The sequence below is a fragment of the Salipiger sp. D13 genome (genome assembly GCF_003703915.1).
GTDB classification, from domain to species: domain Bacteria; phylum Pseudomonadota; class Alphaproteobacteria; order Rhodobacterales; family Rhodobacteraceae; genus Salipiger; species Salipiger profundus.
Window position 1 is genome coordinate 134,227 of record NZ_ML112591.1, and the last position, 18,559, is coordinate 152,785.

At 67.8% G+C, this 18,559-nt stretch carries 18 protein-coding genes; 11 read left to right on the top strand and 7 right to left on the bottom strand.

Annotated features, from left to right (window positions below; translation table 11 throughout):
• Positions 1-12: 12 nt before the first annotated feature.
• Both D6860_RS04935 and D6860_RS04940 read right to left on the bottom strand, forming a co-directional pair.
• Positions 13-1,119, bottom strand: a complete 1,107-nt coding sequence (locus D6860_RS04935) for an extracellular solute-binding protein (RefSeq protein WP_076622420.1) — start codon at positions 1,117-1,119, stop codon at positions 13-15.
• A 120-nt stretch (positions 1,120-1,239) separates the two neighbouring features.
• On the bottom strand, positions 1,240-2,340 hold the full coding sequence (locus tag D6860_RS04940) for an ABC transporter ATP-binding protein (protein ID WP_076622421.1): 1,101 nt from the start codon (positions 2,338-2,340) through the stop codon (positions 1,240-1,242).
• A 434-nt stretch (positions 2,341-2,774) separates the two neighbouring features.
• Between D6860_RS04940 and D6860_RS04945 the strand changes: the two genes are divergently transcribed.
• The 3 genes from D6860_RS04945 to D6860_RS04955 are packed head-to-tail and all read left to right on the top strand — an operon-like array spanning position 2,775 to position 5,768.
• Entirely contained in the window at positions 2,775-3,971 is a 1,197-nt protein-coding gene (locus D6860_RS04945; RefSeq protein ID WP_017467530.1) for a M24 family metallopeptidase, read from the top strand.
• Positions 3,972-3,975: 4 nt separating this feature from the next.
• Positions 3,976-5,130 (top strand): acetylornithine deacetylase, encoded by a 1,155-nt coding sequence (argE, locus tag D6860_RS04950; RefSeq protein WP_076622422.1) that lies wholly within the window; start codon positions 3,976-3,978, stop codon positions 5,128-5,130.
• Positions 5,127-5,768, top strand: coding sequence for a GntR family transcriptional regulator (locus D6860_RS04955; RefSeq protein WP_076622423.1), 642 nt, complete (start codon positions 5,127-5,129; stop codon positions 5,766-5,768). Before argE ends, D6860_RS04955 begins: the two co-directional genes overlap by 4 nt.
• A gap of 7 nt (positions 5,769-5,775) precedes the next feature.
• Here D6860_RS04955 and D6860_RS04960 read toward each other — a convergent pair whose 3' ends face one another.
• On the bottom strand, positions 5,776-6,276 hold the full coding sequence (locus D6860_RS04960; protein WP_076622424.1) for a L,D-transpeptidase family protein: 501 nt from the start codon (positions 6,274-6,276) through the stop codon (positions 5,776-5,778).
• Between the two features lie 30 nt (positions 6,277-6,306).
• On the bottom strand, positions 6,307-7,398 hold the full coding sequence (ribA, locus tag D6860_RS04965; RefSeq protein ID WP_076622425.1) for a GTP cyclohydrolase II: 1,092 nt from the start codon (positions 7,396-7,398) through the stop codon (positions 6,307-6,309).
• Between the two features lie 154 nt (positions 7,399-7,552).
• On the opposite strand from ribA, the gene D6860_RS04970 reads away from it, so the two are divergent.
• Positions 7,553-8,239 carry a response regulator transcription factor gene (locus tag D6860_RS04970; RefSeq protein ID WP_076622426.1) on the top strand — a complete coding sequence of 229 codons (687 nt, stop codon included), beginning with the start codon at positions 7,553-7,555 and terminating at the stop codon, positions 8,237-8,239.
• A gap of 303 nt (positions 8,240-8,542) precedes the next feature.
• On the opposite strand, the gene D6860_RS04975 is transcribed toward D6860_RS04970, so the two are convergent.
• Positions 8,543-8,992 (bottom strand): YtoQ family protein, encoded by a 450-nt coding sequence (locus D6860_RS04975; protein ID WP_017467560.1) that lies wholly within the window; start codon positions 8,990-8,992, stop codon positions 8,543-8,545.
• Between the two features lie 181 nt (positions 8,993-9,173).
• On the opposite strand from D6860_RS04975, the gene D6860_RS04980 reads away from it, so the two are divergent.
• From D6860_RS04980 to D6860_RS05010, 7 genes are all read left to right on the top strand, one after another.
• Entirely contained in the window at positions 9,174-9,812 is a 639-nt protein-coding gene (locus D6860_RS04980) for an alpha/beta hydrolase family protein (RefSeq protein ID WP_076622427.1), read from the top strand.
• 131 nt (positions 9,813-9,943) lie between these two features.
• Positions 9,944-10,990: a rod shape-determining protein gene (locus D6860_RS04985; RefSeq protein WP_076622428.1), complete on the top strand. Its 1,047-nt coding sequence runs from the start codon at positions 9,944-9,946 to the stop codon at positions 10,988-10,990.
• A gap of 41 nt (positions 10,991-11,031) precedes the next feature.
• Positions 11,032-11,961 carry a rod shape-determining protein MreC gene (gene mreC / locus D6860_RS04990; protein WP_076622429.1) on the top strand — a complete coding sequence of 310 codons (930 nt, stop codon included), beginning with the start codon at positions 11,032-11,034 and terminating at the stop codon, positions 11,959-11,961.
• Positions 11,954-12,493, top strand: a complete 540-nt coding sequence (locus tag D6860_RS04995) for a hypothetical protein (protein WP_017467502.1) — start codon at positions 11,954-11,956, stop codon at positions 12,491-12,493. Before mreC ends, D6860_RS04995 begins: the two co-directional genes overlap by 8 nt.
• Complete coding sequence (gene mrdA, locus D6860_RS05000; protein WP_076622430.1) at positions 12,490-14,409, top strand: penicillin-binding protein 2; 1,920 nt, start codon at positions 12,490-12,492, stop codon at positions 14,407-14,409. The genes D6860_RS04995 and mrdA overlap by 4 nt, the downstream gene beginning before the upstream one ends.
• Entirely contained in the window at positions 14,406-15,545 is a 1,140-nt protein-coding gene (gene rodA / locus D6860_RS05005) for a rod shape-determining protein RodA (RefSeq protein WP_076622431.1), read from the top strand. The genes mrdA and rodA overlap by 4 nt, the downstream gene beginning before the upstream one ends.
• The gene (locus D6860_RS05010; protein ID WP_076622432.1) at positions 15,545-16,477 is read left to right on the top strand and encodes a 2-hydroxyacid dehydrogenase; all 933 of its coding nucleotides are present in this window, start codon (positions 15,545-15,547) and stop codon (positions 16,475-16,477) included. Before rodA ends, D6860_RS05010 begins: the two co-directional genes overlap by 1 nt.
• Before the next feature lie 13 nt (positions 16,478-16,490).
• Here the strand turns inward: D6860_RS05010 and D6860_RS05015 are convergent, their stop codons facing one another.
• Entirely contained in the window at positions 16,491-16,886 is a 396-nt protein-coding gene (locus tag D6860_RS05015) for a PaaI family thioesterase (RefSeq protein WP_076622433.1), read from the bottom strand.
• Positions 16,883-18,421: an ATP-dependent DNA helicase gene (locus D6860_RS05020; RefSeq protein ID WP_076622434.1), complete on the bottom strand. Its 1,539-nt coding sequence runs from the start codon at positions 18,419-18,421 to the stop codon at positions 16,883-16,885. Before D6860_RS05020 ends, D6860_RS05015 begins: the two co-directional genes overlap by 4 nt.
• Between the last annotated feature and the right edge of the window lie 138 nt (positions 18,422-18,559).

Below are 18,559 nucleotides of genomic sequence, written 5' to 3' on the forward strand. Positions count from 1 at the left end.
CCCGATCTTGGCTTACTGCGCGAGCCAGGCCTGGAACTTCGCGTCGATATCGTCGCGGTAGTCGGCCCAGAACTCGTAGTTGTAGAGCAGCGTGTTGGAGGCGTTCTCCGGGTCGGTCGGCATGTGCGGTGCCATCTCGATGCCGAGATCGGCGTGCTCACCGACCAGCGGCGCCGACGACTGGCGTGCCGGACCGTAGGAGATGTACTTGGCCTGATCCGCCAGACGCTGGGTGTCCGTGGCGAAGTAGACGAAGTCCTTCACGCGGGCGAGCGCCTCGTCCGAGAGGCCCGTCGGGATGATCCAGCCGTCAAGGTCGAACACCTGCATGTCCCAGAGCATGTCGACCGGCTGGTCCTGCTCCTCGATCACCGAGAAGAGACGACCGTTGTAGGTCGAGCCCATGATGACTTCGCCGTCGGCAAGCAGCTGCGGCGTGTCGGCGCCGGCCGACCACCAGACCACCTGGTCCTTGATGGTGTCGAGCTTGGCGAGCGCGCGGTCCTGACCCTCGGGGGTCTCGAGCACGTCGTAGATCTCGTCCTTGGCGACGCCGTCGCAGTAGAGCGCCCACTCCATGTTGTTGATCGGGCGCTTCTCGAGCGAGCGCTTGCCCGGGTAGGCCTCGAGGTCGAAGAGCGCGCAGATCTCGGTCGGGGGCGTGTCGCCCACGAGGTCGGTGCGGTAGCCCACGGTGGTCGAGTAGACGATCTGCGGGATGAAGCAGTCGGAGACGATCATGTCGCCGAAGTCATCCTCGGCCGAGGTGCCGTCGGGGGCTTCGGCGAGCAGTTCGTCGGGATCGTATTCCATCGCGAGGCCCTCGTCGCAGAGGCGCATCGCGTCGGCGGCGACCACGTCGACCAGGTCCCAGGTGATGTTGCCCGCCTCGTTCATGGCGCGCAGCTTGGCCACGGCTTCGTTCGAGGACTCATCCCAGGAGATGCTCACCTCGGGGTGCTCCTCGAGGTAGGGCTTTGCATAGGCTTCGTCCTGGCTGCGCTGGTAGGCGCCGCCCCAGGAAACGAGAGTCATGCTGTCGGCCATCTCCTGTGCCGCCACCGCGCCAGCGGCGACGGTGAGCGCCGTGGATGCCAGAAGCGTCTTGGTCAATTTCATAGGTAACTCCCTTTTGGACCCGTTTAGGTTAGGGGACGGACCACGGGTCTGGACCCCGGCCCCGTTGCTCAGGCCGTGCCCCCTGCCCGCCTTGGGCAAAGGGCATGGCCGATCTTGTCTCTAGTCCGCGTCGAGCGCGCGGCAGTCTTCCGGCAGCCAGCCGATACGGACCTCCTGCCCCGGTGTCAGGCGCTCCTGGTCGGGCCGGTTGCGGGTCTTGATGACGAAGTCGCGGTTGCCCGCCACCTCGAGCCGGGTGCGGAAGATGTCGCCCATGTAGATGAACTCGAGCACCTTGGCGTTGAGCGTATGGGCGCTCTCGCCGAGATCCGGGTTCACCTCGACCCGCTCGGGGCGGATCGACACGCGGGTGCGCTCGCCGACCTGGCTCACGTTGACCGGCATCGCGTCGATCATCGCGCCCCCGTCGAGCTCGACGGTGCAGCGGTTGCCGCTGATGCTCTTGATGACACCCTCGAGCGTGTTGTTCTCGCCGATGAACTGCGCGACGAAGCTGTTCTTCGGCGCCTCGTAGAGTTCGTCCGGCGGCGCGAGCTGCTGGATGCGACCGTCGTCGAAGACCGCGACCCGGTCTGACATCGTCAGCGCCTCGGTCTGGTCGTGCGTCACGTAGACCGTGGTGATGCCGAGGCTATGCGCGAGGTTGGTGATCTCGAACTGCATCTTCTCGCGAAGCTGCTTGTCGAGCGCGCCCAGCGGCTCGTCCATCAGCACCAGCTCGGGCTCGAACACCAGCGCCCGCGCCAGCGCGATCCGCTGCTGCTGGCCGCCCGAAAGCTGCGCCGGGCGGCGACCGCCGAAATCGCCCATCTCGACCATGTCGAGCGCGCGCTTCACCTTCTTCTCGCGCTCGGACTTGCCGATCTTGCGGACCTCGAGCGGGAACGCGAGGTTCTCGGCGACGGTCATGTGCGGAAACAGCGCGTAGTTCTGGAAGACCATGCCGATCCCGCGCTTGTGCGGCGGGATGTTGTTGATGCTGACCCCGTCGAGCTTGATCGCCCCGTGGGTGGCGGTCTCGAAGCCGGCCAGCATCATGAGGCAGGTCGTCTTGCCCGACCCGGAGGGCCCGAGCATGGTCAGGAACTCGCCCTTCGGCATGGTGAGGTTGAGATCTTTGACGACGAGTGTTTCGCCATCGTAGCTCTTCTGCACGCGTTCAAACGCGACGAAAGCGTCGCTTGTCCCGGTATCTAGCAAATCCGGCTCCCCGTTACGATGTATCGCGGATTTTTCCCGCTGTTGTATGCCTAGACTAAACCCCGTCCGAACCATTGTTGCAACCGCATACGACCAAATCTGAGCCCGGACCGACCACCACATGCGCTTCGGATGGAACTTGGGCAGCCGGGCAGGAAAATCGCCTTCCGTGTGGCCGGATACGGGAAAAACGCCTTCTGGCTCCGCCTCACGGAAGACCCCTGCGACCACGCGTCCACACCTTTTCAGGGCCGGGAATCGCCATCTGGGCGTCGTTTGCGGACCTGGATGATGCGCGAGATGCACAACTTGTCAGCAGCCGCGGCGTTTTTCATCAATCGGTGCACACTTGCGACTCCGCGTGTCGGTTTTTGGCGGCCCGAGTTGTGCACAAGTGTCTAGCTGGGCCGACACGACCCTCCCGGAGAGCCCGAATGCGCCAGCATCGATTCCAGAAAGACCTGCCCTTTTCCGAAGCGGAGTACGAACGCCGCCTCGGGCTCACCCGCGCCGCGATGGACCGGGCGGGAATCGACGTGCTGCTGGTCACCGATCCCTCGAACATGGCGTGGCTCACGGCCTATGACGGCTGGTCGTTCTACGTGCACCAGGGCGTGCTCGTCTTCCAGGATGCCGACCCGGTCTGGTGGGGCCGCAACCAGGACACCAACGGCGCCGTGCGCACGGTGTGGATGGGCGACGACCGCGTCATCGGCTACGCCGACAACTACGTGCAGTCGACCGAGCGCCACCCGATGGAGGACCTCGCGCAGCGGCTCGTCGGCATGGGCCACGAGACCGCGCGGCTCGGCGTCGAGATGGAGAACTACTATTTCTCCGCCAAGGCCTTCAAATCCCTTGCCGAAAGCCTGCCGCAGGCCCGGCTGATCGACGCGACCGCGCTGGTGAACTGGCAGCGCAACATCAAGTCGGCCGAGGAAATCGTCTTCATGCGCAAGGCGGCGCGAATCTCGGAGAAGATCGTCGACGGGCTGCTCGAGCGGGTCGAGCCCGGCATCCCGAAGAACGAGATCGTGGCCGAGATCCAGCGCGACGCCATCCTCGGTGCCGACGGCGCCTGGGGCGACTACGCCGCCATCGTGCCGCTGCTGCCCTCGGGCTCCGACGCCGCCGCGCCGCACCTGACCTGGGACGGCAAGCCCTTCAACAAGGGCGAGGCGACGTTCTTCGAGATTTCCGGCTGCTACCGCCGCTATCACGCGCCGCTCTGCCGCACGATCTTCCTCGGTGAGCCGCCGGACCTGTTCCTTGCCGCCGAGGATGCGCTGGTCGAGGGGCTGGAAGCGGGGCTTGAAGTCGCCCGTGCCGGCAACCGCGCCTGCGACATCGCCAACGCGCTCGCCGCCCCGCTCGAACGCGCAGGGATTGAACGCGGCGCCCGCTGCGGTTACCCCATCGGCCTGAGCTACCCGCCGGACTGGGGCGAACGTACGATCAGCCTCCGGTCGGAGGACGAAACCATCCTCCAGCCCGGCATGACCTTCCACTTCATGCCCGGTCTGTGGATGTCCGACTGGGGCCTCGAAATCACCGAATCCATCCTCATCACCGAAGACGGACCGGCGGAATGCCTTTGCGACCGCCCCCGCAAGATGTTCGTAAAGGACTGACACCATGCTGAAAGAGACCGAAGCGATCCTCGCAGACCTCATCTCCTTCCCCACCGTGTCGAGCGACAGCAACCTCGACATGATGGCATGGATGGCCAACTGGCTCGAACATCACGGCGCGAAGGTCGAGCTCTTCGCCGACGATTCGGGGGCCAAGGCCAACATGTTCGCAACCATCGGCCCCGATGTGCCGGGCGGCGTCGTGCTCTCGGGTCACTCCGACGTGGTGCCGGTCACCGACCAAGTCTGGCATTCGAACCCCTTCCACATGACCGAGCGCGACGACCTGCTGCACGGCCGCGGCGCCTGCGACATGAAGGGCTTCATCGCCGCTGCCGTCGCCATGGCGGACCCTCTGGCAAAGACCCCGCTGAAGCGGCCGGTGCACCTGTGCTTCACCCATGACGAGGAAGTCGGCTGCATGGGCGCCCGCGCGCTCGTGCCCGAGCTGCAGAAGCGCGGCTACGCGCCGCGCATGGCCATCGTCGGCGAACCCACCGACATGCGCATCATCGAAGGCCACAAGGGCTGCTGCGAATACACCTGTCGCTTCCACGGACTCGAAGGTCACGGCTCGGCCCCCGAGCGCGGCGTGAACGCGGTGGAATACGCGGTGCGCTACGTGACCAAGCTGATGAGCCTCGCCGAGACGCTCAAGGGCCGGGTGCCCGCCAACTCGCGCTTCGATCCTCCGTGGACCACGGTCAACGTCGGCCGGCTCTACGGCGGCGTCGCGCACAACGTCATCCCCGGCTTCGCCGAGGTCGACTGGGAGATGCGCCCGGTGCAGGCCGGCGACACCGAGTTCGTCAAGGACGCGCTGCACGCCTACGTCGAGACCGAGCTGCTGCCCGCCATGCGCAAGGTGAACCCCGCCGCCCGCGTCGAGACCCAGGTCATCGGCGAGGTCGCGGGCCTCGAGCCCCTGCCCGACAATGCCGCGCGCGATCTGGTCGCCCAGCTCACCGGCAACAGCGATTGCGACGTGGTGCCCTTCGGCACCGAGGCCGGCCTGTTCCAGGAAATGGGCATGTCGGTGGTGGTCTGCGGTCCGGGCTCGATCGCCCAGGCCCACAAGCCCGACGAGTTCGTCTCGCGCGAGCAGCTGTCGCAGTGCCTGACCATGCTCGACGGCGTCGCGAAAAGCGTCGCCGCGTGAGCAACGCCGCCGCGCGGTTCCAGCGTCTTCACGCGGAACTGCGCGCGCGGATCTGCCTGCTCGACTACCCGCCGGGCACGCGCCTGTCCGAAGAAACCCTCGCCGCCGAGTTCGGCACCTCGCGCACGCCGCTGCGCCGGGTGCTCGCCCGGCTCGAGGACGAGGGCCTGCTGACCAGCCGCCACGGCGTCGGCACGCTGGTGACCGACGTCGATCTTGCGGAAATGGCGCAGGTCTACGCGCTGCGGCTGGAGCTGGCCCAGCTCGCCGGGCAGCTCTCGCCCCTGCCCGTGACCCCCGAGGTTCTCACCGAGCTCCGTGGCTACATCGCGCGCGGCGAGGCGCTGGTCGCCGCCCCGCAGCCGCGCGCCTTCGCCGCGCTCAACATGGACTACCACGCCTTCGGCCTGTCGCTGACCGGCAACGCCGCGCTGCGCGAGACGGCGGAACGGCTCTACTACCGCACCGCCCGGATCTGGCTGAAGTCGATCCCGCACATGGACCTCGCTGCCGAATGCGGCATCTTCCTGAGCGAGATGCGCGACACCGAAACCGCGCTTTTGGCCGGTGACCCGCAGGCCGCCGCTCTCATCCGCCGCGCGCATATCTCGATGAGCGTGAAACGCATGAGCCGCTGAGCCACGCTCAGCCTGCCAGCGCCTCCGGCACGATCAGCGGGGTGCCGGGCAGCGCCAGCGCCGCGATGCGCCGCAGGTGGTCGCGGCGGAACGCGATGCAGCCCTCGGTCGGATAACCCGGCCGCCGCTGCTGGTGCAGGAAGATCGCCGAGCCACGCCCCGGCTCGGCGTCGGGCCAGTTCCAGTCGGTCAGCAGCACGATGTCGTAGAGCGGATCGGCCCGGCGCAGCGTCTCGTGGCTGCCGCCGTAGGGCGCGCGCACCATCATGTTGTAGGCCGCGTCGCCCACGTCGTCCGACCAGAGATCCCCCGGCCGGATCGGCAGCGCCCAGGGCGCCGGCGCGGGCAGCCTGTCGGGCCGGTAGAGCGTTCCGACGATGCGGTGCACGCCCACGGGCGTCGCCCCGTCACCCTCGCGCTTGTCCGCACGGACGCCACCACGCCCGATCGAGCAGGGCCAGAGCCGCCCGGCGAACCGCAGCCCCGCAGGTGTCAGCACCATCTCCATGCGCAATCTCCCTTCGCGGGGCCACCCGCCCTAGAGCAGATGCCCCGACTTCGCCGCCTTGGTCGCAAGATACGCCTCGTTGTAGGGCGTCTCGCCCACCTTCAGCGGCACACGCTCCGCCACGGCGATGCCGCAGCGCTCCATCATCTCGATCTTCGCCGGGTTGTTGGTCAGCAGCCGCACCGCGTCGAAGCCCATCTTCCGCAGGATCTCGGCGCCAAGCCGGAAATCCCGCTCGTCATCCTCGAAGCCGAGCCGGTGATTGGCCTCGACCGTGTCGAAGCCCTGGTCCTGCAACGCGTAGGCGCGCATCTTGTTGGCCAGCCCGATGCCCCGGCCCTCCTGGTTGAGGTAGAGCAGCACGCCGCTGCCCTCCTGCCCCATCCGCGCGAGCGCCGCGTTCAGCTGCGGGCCGCAGTCGCACTTGAGAGAGCCCAGCAGGTCGCCGGTGAAACAGGCCGAATGCAGCCGCGCCAGCACCGGCGCCGCGCGATCCGGGCGCCCGATCTCGATGGCGTAATGCTCGTCCGATCCGTCCTCGGGGCGGAAGATGTGCAGCCGCGCGTTCTCCGCCGCGCGCAGCGGCACCTTCGCCGAGACCACGTGATCGAGCGCCGCCAGCGTCATGAGGCAGGGCGCCGCCGCGACCGCGTCGACCAGCGTGAGATCGTCCCGCGCCGCGAAGACCTCAGGCGCCGCGAGCGGCAGGACCAGCGCCGCCGGCAGCAGCCGCGCCGATTTCACCAGCGTGATCGCCAGCCGGTGCAGCGCCGCGTCATCACCACGGCGGGTCGCGAGCGGCCCCTTCATCGGAACGGTCAGGTCATCCTTCGGGTCCGACACCGCGTGCACCCAGCCGAGATCGGCGTCCGCAGGCAGCAGCACCCGCGCCACGTCGCCGTCATAGGCCCGCGCCTTCAGCGTCTCCGCGCGGCGGGCGGTGATCGCGAGATCCACCTCGCCGGCCGCGCGCATCAGCCCGATCCGCTCGTCCGATCCGGTCTCCGCCGCCAGCACCAGCGCCCCGGCTCCGCCGGCGCCGCGCAGCACCACGGGCACGCCCATGCGAAGATCGGCGCGCGCCCGCGCAAGGGTTTCCATCAGGGTCGGGGCAAGGGGCATGGGGCAAGTCCGGATCGGCGGTGCTGCAAGAAAACAGCTTGAACCTTGTAACAAAAGCCCTCCTTCAACACGAGGGCGTGAGACGGATGCAGCAAAACTTGTCCGCACGCAACGGTGTTTACATGTGAGCGGTAAACGGTACGGAGGCAGAAACATGGCCCAGATCAAGAACATCCTTCTGGTGGACGACGACGAGGACCTGCGCGAGGCGCTGGCCGAGCAATTGGTGATGACCGAGGACTTCGAGGTCTTCGAGGCCGAGAACGGCGCCGCCGCCATGTCGCGCGTGAAGGAACAGAACTACGAGCTGATCATCCTCGACGTCGGCCTGCCCGACACCGACGGCCGCGAGCTCTGCCGCCTGATGCGCAAGCAGGGCGTGAAGGCGCCCATCATCATGCTGACCGGCCACGACACCGACGCCGACACCATCCTCGGGCTCGACGCAGGCGCCAACGATTACGTCACCAAGCCCTTCAAGTTCCCGGTGCTGCTCGCCCGCATCCGCGCCCAGCTGCGCCAGCACGAGCAGTCCGAGGACGCGGTCTTCACCGTCGGTCCCTATACATTCAAGCCATCGATGAAGCTTCTCGTGACCGAGGACGACCGCAAGATCCGCCTCACCGAGAAAGAGACGAACATCCTCAAGTTCCTCTACCGCTCGACGGAGGGCGTGGTGCCGCGCGACATCCTCCTGCACGAGGTCTGGGGCTACAACGCGGGCGTGACCACCCACACGCTCGAGACCCACATCTACCGCCTGCGCCAGAAGATCGAACCCGATCCCTCGAACGCGCGCATCCTCGTGACCGAGTCCGGCGGCTACCGCCTTGTCGCCTGACCGGTCGGGCCACGGCACACCAGCTTGATCCGGAATGATGTCGGGCGCGCTCCTGAGGCGCGCCCTTTCCCTGTCCGCCGGTCGAAAGACGGCACATCCATCCCCGCCTTGCCGCGCCCACCGCTTCTCCGGTTGAAAAATACCCTCGGGGGTGAATTGGCGCGCCATGCGCCAAGAGGGGGCAGAGCCCCCTTTCCCCGTCTGGAACTGCGACAACGCCCGTTCAAGAACGTGCGCGCCACCCGCCCCCAGCGATGACCGCAAGATAAGATTCCGCGGAACTGCAACGCCTCCGCGTCGCGATCAGCCCGGCAGCGTGCCGGTCAGCACGTAGCGGAAGATCTGCACCACCTCTTCCGGCTCGCGCGCCACGGCAAGCGCCGCCGCGTCGACCTCCTTGAGCGCGTGATCGTGCTCGGGCGGTTGCAGCACGATCAGCGACTTGCCGAGGGCCGAGGCGACGCCCGCGTCGAAGGCCGCGTTCCACTGCTTGTACTTGTCGCCGAAGCGCACCACCACGATGTCGGCGTCCTCGATGCCCTTGCGGGTGCGGATGGCGTTCATCTGCGCGCCCTTGCGGTCGTGCCAGAACTTGCTCTCCTCGGCCCCGAGGATCGCCACGCCGCAGTCGTCGCTCGCCGCGTGATCGGTCACCGGCGCCGAGAACGTGATGTCCAGCCCCTGCGCGCCCTCGATGATGCGGTCTCGCCAGTCGGTGTGAATCTCGCCCGACAGGTATACGGTCAGTCCCATGCGTCATTCTCCCTCGCTTTCGGGTCCATTGGCGCCAGACATATGGCGCCTCGCGGTCCGGACCAACAACGCCGAGCGCCATGACGCGAAAAGGCGTCGAACACTCTCCCTTTGCGGCGCAAAACCCGGTATCGTTCCCCCATTGATTGCACAGAGACATTTCACTCGGGAGAGATTTCACATGTCCACATTGTCGGTGATGACCGCGGCCGAGATGATCCGCGATGCCTATGCGGATGCGCTGGGGGCCCGGGTCGATACCTCCATCGACATCCGCGGGGTGCAGACGCACTACATGAAGGACGGCACGCTGGTGATCCCCGGGACCAACGAGTTCTCGGACTGGTTCGATTTCAACCTGCAGTTCGGCGGCCAGCCGATGAACGGGCACGGTTTCGAGGTCGTTCCCGGCGACAGCGGCACGCTCTGGCACGGCGGCTTCCTCGAACATGCGCAGATCGTCTACACCTTCGCCAAGGGGCTCAGGCCGAAGTTCATCGTCGGGCACAGCCTCGGGGCGGCCTCGGCGCAGATCGTCGGCGCCTCCCTCGGCATTCCCGCAATCGCCTTTGCCGCGCCGAAGACCTGCCAGTCGCGGGGGCGGATGCACGGCGAAGGCTGGGTGCTCAACATCTGCCGCGTCGACGACACGGTCTGCCACGTGCCGCCGTCGTTCCTGGGTTTCCGCAATGTCGGCAGCCTCTACTGGCTCACCCCCGACGAGGTGCACCCCGGCGAGGACCACAAGATCGAGCACTACATGGAGCTTCTCACGCTCCCCCGCGTTCAGGAGCGCGTTCCGATGCGCTGGCCGAGGTAAGCTGCGCGGTTTCACGCTGATTTGCGTGGCCCCGCCCTTTCGCCCTGCAGTATCCAGTCCTATAAGGGCCCCGGCTTGGGCTCGGGCAGAGTCGCAGGCCCATTCAGGTATTTTTGGGGACAGGGCACAGCATGTTTGGACTGGACAGACTCATGGGCGCCTTTTCGGCGGACATGGCGATAGACCTCGGGACCGCGAACACGCTGGTCTACGTCAAGGGACGCGGGGTCGTCCTGTCCGAGCCTTCGGTCGTCGCCTACCACATCAAGGACGGCGTCAAGAAGGTGCTGGCCGTGGGCGAGGACGCCAAGCTGATGCTTGGCCGGACGCCGGGCAGCATCGAGGCCATCCGCCCCATGCGCGAAGGCGTGATCGCCGACTTCGACACCGCCGAGGAGATGATCAAGCACTTCATCCGCAAGGTGCACAAGCGCTCGACCTTCTCGAAGCCCAAGATCATCGTCTGCGTGCCGCACGGCGCCACCCCGGTCGAGAAACGCGCGATCCGCCAGTCGGTGCTGAGCGCGGGCGCCCGCAAGGCCGGTCTCATCGCCGAACCCATCGCGGCGGCGATCGGCGCCGGCATGCCGATCACCGACCCGACCGGCTCGATGGTCGTCGACATCGGCGGCGGCACCACCGAGGTCGCGGTCCTCAGCCTCGGCGACATCGTCTATGCCCGTTCGATCCGCGTCGGCGGCGACCGCATGGACGAGGCCATCGTCAACTACCTGCGCCGCCAGCAGAACCTGCTGGTGGGCGAGTCGACCGCCGAGCGCATCAAGACCTCGATCGGCACCGCGCGGATGCCCGACGACGGGCGTGGCTCGTCGATGCAGATCCGGGGCCGCGACCTGCTGAACGGCGTGCCCAAGGAAACCGAGATCAGCCAGGCCCAGGTGGCCGAGGCGCTGTCGGAGCCCGTGCAGCAGATCTGCGAAGCGGTGATGTCCGCCCTCGAGGCGACCCCGCCGGACCTTGCCGCCGACATCGTCGACCGTGGCGTGATGCTCACCGGCGGCGGCGCGCTGCTCGGCGATCTCGACCTTGCGCTGCGCGAACAGACCGGGCTTGCGGTCTCCATCGCCGACGAGAGCCTCAACTGCGTGGCGCTCGGCACCGGCAAGGCGCTGGAGTACGAGAAGCAGCTCCGTCACGCCATCGACTACGATTCCTGACGCGCTTTGAGCGTGCCACAGCTGCCTCTATAAGGGGTTGAATGGCAAAGAACGGGCCCACCTCGGAAAACTACTCGGGACCGCTGAAGCGCCTGCTTCTGTCGGTCCTGCTGCTGTGTCTCGTCGGGCTGTTCATCTTCTGGCGGATCGACAGCCCGCGGGTCGAGCGCTTCCGCGCGCAGATCGTCGACCGGGTCATGCCCGGCTTCGACTGGGCGATGGCGCCTGTGACCGGGGCGGTCAACATCCTGCGGGATTTCCAGAGCTACCAGCGGATCTACGACCAGAACCAGGAGCTGCGCCGCGAGCTGCGCCAGATGACCGCCTGGAAGGAAGCCGCGCTGCAACTCGAGCAGGAGAACGCCCGCCTGCGCGATCTCAACAACGTGCGGCTCGACCCGCGGCTGACCTACATCACCGGCGTCGTGCTCGCCGACAGCGGCTCGCCGTTCCGGCAGTCGGTGCTGATCAACGTGGGCTCGCGCGACGGCATCGTCGACGGATGGGCCACGATGGACGGCATCGGCCTCGTGGGCCGGATCTCGGGCGTGGGGCCCAACACCAGCCGGGTGATCCTGCTGACCGATGCCACCAGCCGCATCCCGGCGATCATCCAACCCTCGGGGCAGCGCGCGATGGTCACCGGCGACAACTCCGCCGCCCCGCCCATCGACTTTCTCGAGGATTCCGAGCAGGTGCGCCCGGGCGACCGCATCGTGACGAGCGGCGACGGCGATGTCTTCCCGCCGGGGCTGCTGATCGGTCAGGTGGCCGAGGACCCGGGCGGCCGGCTGCGGGTGCGGCTTGCCGCCGACTACGAGCGGCTCGAGTTCCTGCGCGTGCTGCGCGACCACGGCGCGCGGCGGGTGAGCTCGCCCTCGGCGCTCATCCTGCCCGAGGTGCCGCCGGGCAGCGACAGCGCCGAGACCACCGGCACCGCCGGCACCGCGCCGGAGCAGCCAGATGGCTGAGTCCCGCCCTGCCCGCACGTGGATCATGCGCGGCACCTTCGTCCTGCTGGCCGTGGCGATCATGTTCTACCACCTGCTGCCGCTCGACATGATGCCGCCGCGCTACGCCGGGCCCGACCTGCTGGTCGCCATGTGCTTCGCCTGGGCGCTGCGCCGGCCCGATTACGTGCCGGCGCTGTCGGTCGCGGGCGTCATGCTGCTGGCCGACATCATGTTCCAGAGGCCGCCGGGGCTCTGGGCCGCGCTGGTGCTGCTGGCGACGGAGATCCTGAAATCGCGCGACAGGCGCGACCGCGAGACCACCTTCGCGATGGAATGGATCGGCGTCGCCACCACGCTTGCCGTGATCACGATCGTGTATCGTCTGACCCTGGCCCTCTTGATCGTGCCGTCGGGAACCTCTTTTCTGGCACTCATGCAGTACGCGATGACCGTGATCTGCTATCCTCTGGTGGTCATGGTGTCGCAATACCCGCTCGGGGTCCGTCGTATGGCGCCGGGCGACTTCGATCACGCCGGGAGAAGCCTGTGAGACGCACACCACGCGAGAGCGCGGACAGCACCCGCAAGATCACCCGCCGCGGCCTGATGCTCGGCGGCGCGCAGCTGGCCTTCGCCGGCGTGCTCGGGCTGCGGATGCACCACATGCAGGTCGACCAGGCCGACGAGTTCCGGCTGCTCGCCGAGGAGAACCGCGTCAACATCCACCTCATCCCGCCGTCGCGCGGGCGGATCTTCGACCGCGAAGGCCGGGTGATCGCCGACAACGAGCCGACCTACCGCATCACCATGCGCCGCGAGGATGCCGGCGACGTCGAGGATGTCATCCGGCGCCTTTCCGCACTGGTGGAACTCGACGAGAAGGAAGTCGCGCGCGCGCTCGAGGAAATGCGCACCTCGCCGCCCTTCCTGCAGGTCACCATCGCCGACCGCGTCAGCTGGGACGCGATCAGCCGCGTCGCGGTGAACGCCCCCGCCCTGCCCGGCGTCACGCCCGAAGTGGGCCTGAGCCGCTTCTACCCGCAGCACCAGACCTTCGCGCATGTGGTAGGCTACGTCGGCCCGGTGTCGGACCGCGACCTTGCCCGCTACGAGGACCCCGAGCCGGTGCTGCGCATCCCGCGCTTCCAGATCGGCAAGGTCGGCATCGAGGCCAAGTTCGAGGACCGCCTGCGCGGCTCCGCCGGCGCCAAGCGCGTCGAGGTCAACGCCGTGGGCCGGGTGATGCGCGAGCTCGACCGCCGCGAGGGCGAGGCCGGCGCCGACATGCAGCTGACCGTCGACAGCGAGCTGCAAGACTACATCAAGGCGCGGCTCGGCGAGGAAAGCGCCTCGGCCGTGGTCATGGATGTCGAGAACGGCGACGTGCTCGCCATCGCCTCGTCGCCCTCCTACGATCCCAACAAGTTCGTGCGCGGCATCTCGGTCAAGGACTATGGCGAGCTGCGCGAGAACAACCACCGCCCGCTGGCATCGAAGACCGTGCAGGACGCCTACCCGCCGGGCTCGACCTTCAAGATCGTCACCGTGCTCGCCGGGCTCGAGGCCGGGATCATCGGCCCCGACGACACCGTCTATTGCCCCGGCTACCTCGAGGTCGGCTCGCGCCGCTTCCACTGCTGGAAGCGGGCGGGCCATGGCCACGTCAACCTAGAGCGCAGCCTGCGCGACAGCTGCGACGTCTACTACTACGATCTTGCCATGAAAGTCGGCATCGAGAAGATCGCCGACATGGGCCGCCGCCTCGGGCTGGGGGCCGCCCCCGACGTACCGATGTCGGCGGTGACCGCCGGGCTGATGCCCGACAAGGAGTGGAAACGTCGCGAGCGCGGCGCCGAATGGCTGATCGGCGACACCGTGAACGCCTCGATCGGACAGGGCTTCGTGCTGACCTCGCCGCTGCAGCAGGCGATCATGGTCTCGCGCGTGGCCACCGGGCGGGCGGTTTCGCCCCGCCTCGTGCGCAGCATCGGCGGCATCGAATCCCCCTCCGGGGCGGGCGCACCGCTCGACATCGACCCGCAGCACCTGCGCTGGGTCCGCAAGGCGATGTTCTCGGTCTCGAACAGCCGGCGCGGCACCGCCTATCGCTCGCGCATCATCGCCGATGACATGCGGATGGCCGGCAAGACCGGCACAAGCCAGGTCCTGAACCGGGTGGTCCGCAACTCCGACGTTCCGTGGGAAGAGCGCGACCACGCGCTCTTCGTGAACTTCGCGCCCTTCGAGGCCCCTCGCGTCGCCGTCTCGATCGTCGTGGAACATGGCGGCGGCGGCTCCTCGACCGCGGCGCCGATCGCGCGCGACATCACCTTGCAGGCGCTCTACAAGGGCACTCCCCCGCTCGACGCCTACCCGGCCTCGGACCGGGGCCGCATCCAGGCACAGCAGGAACGCCTTGAGCGCGAGCGCCGGGCCCGTGCCGAAGAGGAAGGCCGGCGCGCATGAGCTACCTCGAGTATACCGTCAAGACGACCCCCGCCGGCTGGCGCAAGGTGCTCTACCTGAACTGGCCGCTGGTGATCCTGCTGTCGGCGGTGGCCTGTGTCGGCTTCCTGATGCTCTACTCGGTGGCCGGCGGCGATCTCGGACGCTGGGCCGAGCCGCAGATGAAGCGCTTCGGCCTCGGCCTCGCGGCGATGTTCCTCGTGGCGATGGTGCCGATCTGGCTGTGGCGCAACCTCTCGGCGGTGATCTACCTCGGCGCCCTCGCGCTGCTGGTGGCGGTCGAGCTCTTCGGCTCGGTCGGCATGGGCGCGCAGCGCTGGATCGAACTTGGCTTCATGCGGCTGCAGCCCTCGGAGGTGATGAAGATCGCGCTCGTGATGGTGCTGGCCGCCTACTACGACTGGCTGCCGATGAAGCGCGTCTCCCACCCGGTGTGGGTGCTGGCGCCGATCGTGCTGATCCTGACGCCGACCTTTCTCGTGCTGACCCAGCCGGACCTCGGCACGGCGATCCTGCTGCTCACCTCCGGCGGGCTCATGATGTTCATGGCCGGCGTGCACTGGGCCTATTTCGGCGTGGTCATCGCGGCGGGCGTCGGGGCGGTCTACACCGTCTTCCTGTCGCGCGGCACGCCGTGGCAGCTGCTGAAGGACTACCAGTTCAGGCGGATCGACACCTTCCTCGATCCCTCGACCGACCCGCTGGGCGCCGGCTACCACATCACCCAGGCCAAGATCGCCATGGGCTCGGGGGGCTGGACCGGCCGCGGCTTCATGCAGGGCACGCAATCGCGGCTGAACTTCCTGCCCGAGAAACACACCGACTTCATCTTCAACACGCTCGCCGAGGAATTCGGCTTCGTCGGCGGCGTCTCCCTTCTTGCGCTCTACGTGCTGATCCTGCTGTTCTGCATCGTCGCGGCGATGCAGAACCGCGACCGTTATTCCTCGTTGCTGATCCTCGGGGTCGGGCTGACCTTCTTCCTGTTCTTCGCCGTCAACATGTCGATGGTCATGGGCCTTGCCCCCGTCGTCGGCGTGCCGCTGCCTCTGGTAAGCTACGGCGGCTCGGCGATGCTGGTGCTGATGGTCGCCTTCGGACTGGTGCAGAGCGCCCATATCCACAGGCCCCGCTGATGACCAACATCCTCTTCGCCGCCGGCCCCGAGCTCTGGGCCGACTACGAGACACCGCTGCGCCGCGCGCTCGATGCGACCGGGCTCGACTACACGCTGGGATGCGACGCCGCACCCGAGACCGTCGACTACATCGTCTACGCCCCCGGCTCGAAGCTGCAGGATTTCGCGCCCTACACGCGGCTCAAGGCGGTGATGAACCTCTGGGCCGGGGTCGAGAAGATCACCGGCAACCCCACACTCACCGCGCCGCTCACGCGGATGGTCGACGACGAGGGGCTGACGCAGGGCATGGTCGAATACGTCACCGGCCACGTGCTGCGGCACCATCTCGGGATGGATGCGCATATCGTGAACCCGGAGCACGCGTGGGAACCCAACGTCCCGCCCCTCTCGCGCGAACGCCCGGTGACGGTGCTCGGCCTCGGCGCGCTCGGTCAGGCCTGCGCCGGGATGCTGGCGCACCTCGGCTTTCCGGTCACCGGCTGGTCGCGCACGGAAAAGCAGGTCGAGCGCGTCACCTGCTTCCACGGCGACGACGGGCTGTCGCGGGCGCTTGCCGATGCGCAGATCGTGGTGCTGCTGCTGCCCGACACCCCCGCCACGCGGAACCTTCTGGATGCAGACCGGCTGGCCCGGCTGCCGTGGGGCGCAGTGATCGTGAACCCCGGACGCGGGCCGCTCATCGACGACGACGCGCTGCTCGCCGCGCTCGACGCCGGTCAGATCGCTCACGCCACGCTCGACACCTTCCGCACCGAGCCGCTGCCGGCGGACCACCCCTTCTGGGCGCACCCGAAGGTCACGGTCACCCCGCACATCGCCTCGGAAACCCGTGTCGACAGCGCTGCCCGCGTGATCGCCGCGAACATCCGGCGCGGCGAGGACGGCGAGCCGCTCCTGCACCTCGTCGACCGCGACGCCGGCTACTGAACGTCTCGGGCGCTCAGGCCGGACGGCGCTTGAAGACGCCCGTCCCCTTGGCCACGAGAACGCCGGTATCGTCGGTCAGGACGGCCTCGGCGAAAAACGTCTTGTGGCCGCCACCGGTGCGGCGCCCCTCGCAGATCAGCCGGGTGCCGGTCGCGCGCCCGATGAACTGGACATTGAGCGACAGGGTCAGCGCATGCAGGCGCGTGTCGGGGTCGCCGGTCCAGCACCCCGAGATCCCCATCGCCGAATCCAGCAGCGTTGCATGCACTCCGCCATGCGGAATGCCCTGCCGGTTGCCCAGCGCCTCGGTGATCGGCATCTCGTAGCGGGAAAATCCCTCGCCCCAGTCGGTCAGTTCGAAACCGAGATGTTGCGCGAAGGCGCTCGGGGGATCGTGGAAGTCGCTCATGTGGCGTCGGCGTCCTGTTGTTCAAGTGTCAGCGCCGCCGCCGGCGCCTTGAGATCATCGGTCCGCAGCGGGCCGGTCGGCCGCGCGAGCCGGTTGCGCACCACCCAGTGCAGCCGGTCGGTGGCCCGCGTGATCGCCACGTAGGCAAGACGTTTCCACAGCGGCTGGCCGGCCTCGACCCGCCCCATGCGCGCTGCCGCGTAGAGGTCCGGCGCAAAGACCTGCACCTGCTCCCACTGCGAGCCCTGCGCCTTGTGGATCGTCACCGCCGCACCGTGCAGGAAGGTCGCCCCCATGCGCGCCGCGAAGGGAATGAACGGCTCTTCCTCGTCCGGCTTCTCGATCTTCACGATCGAGGCCGCCGAGACCTGCGGATCGGGCGCGCCCATCACGTGCAGCCGCGAGAACCCCGGCTTGCGCCCGGGCCCGAGATAGATCACCTGCGCCCCCTTGATGAGGCCGCGGGCCTCGAGATCCAGCCGCTTCTTGCGGTGCTTGAGCGGCAGCTCGAGCCCGTCGCAGATCAGCGGCTCGCCGGGCAGAAGCTCGGTCTCGGGCGCATCGTGCACCGCCCGGAAGGCATTGATCAGCCGGATCCGCGTGGCGTTGCGCCAGACCAGCACCGGCGAGCGGGCCATCAGGTCGACCTCGACCCTCTGCGCCCAGACAACGCGGTCGTCCTGTGCCGCCTTTTCCTCCACCATGCGCTCGAACTCATGAAACTCCAGCGCCGGATCGGCCAGCGCATGCGCGAGATCGAGGATCGGGTTGTCGGCCTTCTGGCGGTGGACGCGATGCAGCTCAATCTTCTGCCCCTCGTCCATCGTGTCGAAGATCATCTTGCCCGACTGGTTCACCGGCGCGAGCTGCGCCGGGTCGCCGAAGAGCACGAGGTTCGGGAAGATCTCTCGCAGGTCCTCGTACTGGCGGTCGTCGAGCATCGAGGCCTCGTCGACGAAACCGATGTCGAGCGGCTCCTCGCGCCGCTTCCAGCCCGAGATGAAATCGCTGCCGCGCAGCCCCGCCGCCGCCAGCGCCGCCGGCACCGACTTGTGCGCCTGGTAGCTGGCAAAGGCCCGGTCGAGGGCCTCTTCCCCCAGCCCCTCGATCTCGGGCTTCTCGTCATTGCCCATCAGCCATTCGGCGATGCGCTCGTATTCCGGGTCATAGACCGGGGTGTAGATGATGCGGTGGATGGTGGTCGCCGGAACGCCACGGTTGCGCAGCACGCTCGCCGCCTTGTTGGTCGGCGCCAGCACCGCGAAGCTGCGGGTCTCGCGACGCTTGCGGTTCTCGTAGTCGCCCGAGACGATCTCGGCCCCCGCCGCCTCGAGCGCCTTGCAAAGCTCCGACAGCAGCAGCGTCTTGCCCGAGCCCGCCTTGCCCATCAGCGCCATGACCTGCCCCGGTCCTTCCTGCGCCGGTTCGCAGAAGCCGTCATCGAGGTGGACGCCGGCCTCGCGCAGCATGTCTGCCACGCGGTCCCAGGCCTCGGCCTGGTCGTCGGAGAAGGTCAGTGCGGGCAGATCGTCCATGCCGCGGACCCTAAAGCGCTGCGGCGCAAGAGACCAGAGAGCACGACGCCCGCGGCTTCTTCTGGCCCGAAATATCCCGGGGGAGTCGCCGCAGGCGACGGGGGCAGCGCCCCCTCAGGCGGCAGTGATCGTCCGCGC

What these genes read in the sequence shown, in the direction of transcription:
- D6860_RS04960 (WP_076622424.1), bottom strand. Translation starts at nt 6,276, where the DNA reads ATGGAGATGGTGCTGACACCTGCGGGGCTGCGGTTCGCCGGGCGGCTC.
- rodA (WP_076622431.1), top strand. Translation starts at nt 14,406, where the DNA reads ATGAGCTACCTCGAGTATACCGTCAAGACGACCCCCGCCGGCTGGCGC.
- D6860_RS04985 (WP_076622428.1), top strand. Translation starts at nt 9,944, where the DNA reads ATGTTTGGACTGGACAGACTCATGGGCGCCTTTTCGGCGGACATGGCG.
- ribA (WP_076622425.1), bottom strand. Translation starts at nt 7,398, where the DNA reads ATGCCCCTTGCCCCGACCCTGATGGAAACCCTTGCGCGGGCGCGCGCC.
- D6860_RS04980 (WP_076622427.1), top strand. Translation starts at nt 9,174, where the DNA reads ATGTCCACATTGTCGGTGATGACCGCGGCCGAGATGATCCGCGATGCC.
- D6860_RS05015 (WP_076622433.1), bottom strand. Translation starts at nt 16,886, where the DNA reads ATGAGCGACTTCCACGATCCCCCGAGCGCCTTCGCGCAACATCTCGGT.
- D6860_RS04970 (WP_076622426.1), top strand. Translation starts at nt 7,553, where the DNA reads ATGGCCCAGATCAAGAACATCCTTCTGGTGGACGACGACGAGGACCTG.
- D6860_RS05010 (WP_076622432.1), top strand. Translation starts at nt 15,545, where the DNA reads ATGACCAACATCCTCTTCGCCGCCGGCCCCGAGCTCTGGGCCGACTAC.
- D6860_RS04935 (WP_076622420.1), bottom strand. Translation starts at nt 1,119, where the DNA reads ATGAAATTGACCAAGACGCTTCTGGCATCCACGGCGCTCACCGTCGCC.
- mreC (WP_076622429.1), top strand. Translation starts at nt 11,032, where the DNA reads ATGGCAAAGAACGGGCCCACCTCGGAAAACTACTCGGGACCGCTGAAG.
- D6860_RS05020 (WP_076622434.1), bottom strand. Translation starts at nt 18,421, where the DNA reads ATGGACGATCTGCCCGCACTGACCTTCTCCGACGACCAGGCCGAGGCC.
- argE (WP_076622422.1), top strand. Translation starts at nt 3,976, where the DNA reads ATGCTGAAAGAGACCGAAGCGATCCTCGCAGACCTCATCTCCTTCCCC.
- D6860_RS04945 (WP_017467530.1), top strand. Translation starts at nt 2,775, where the DNA reads ATGCGCCAGCATCGATTCCAGAAAGACCTGCCCTTTTCCGAAGCGGAG.
- D6860_RS04995 (WP_017467502.1), top strand. Translation starts at nt 11,954, where the DNA reads ATGGCTGAGTCCCGCCCTGCCCGCACGTGGATCATGCGCGGCACCTTC.
- D6860_RS04975 (WP_017467560.1), bottom strand. Translation starts at nt 8,992, where the DNA reads ATGGGACTGACCGTATACCTGTCGGGCGAGATTCACACCGACTGGCGA.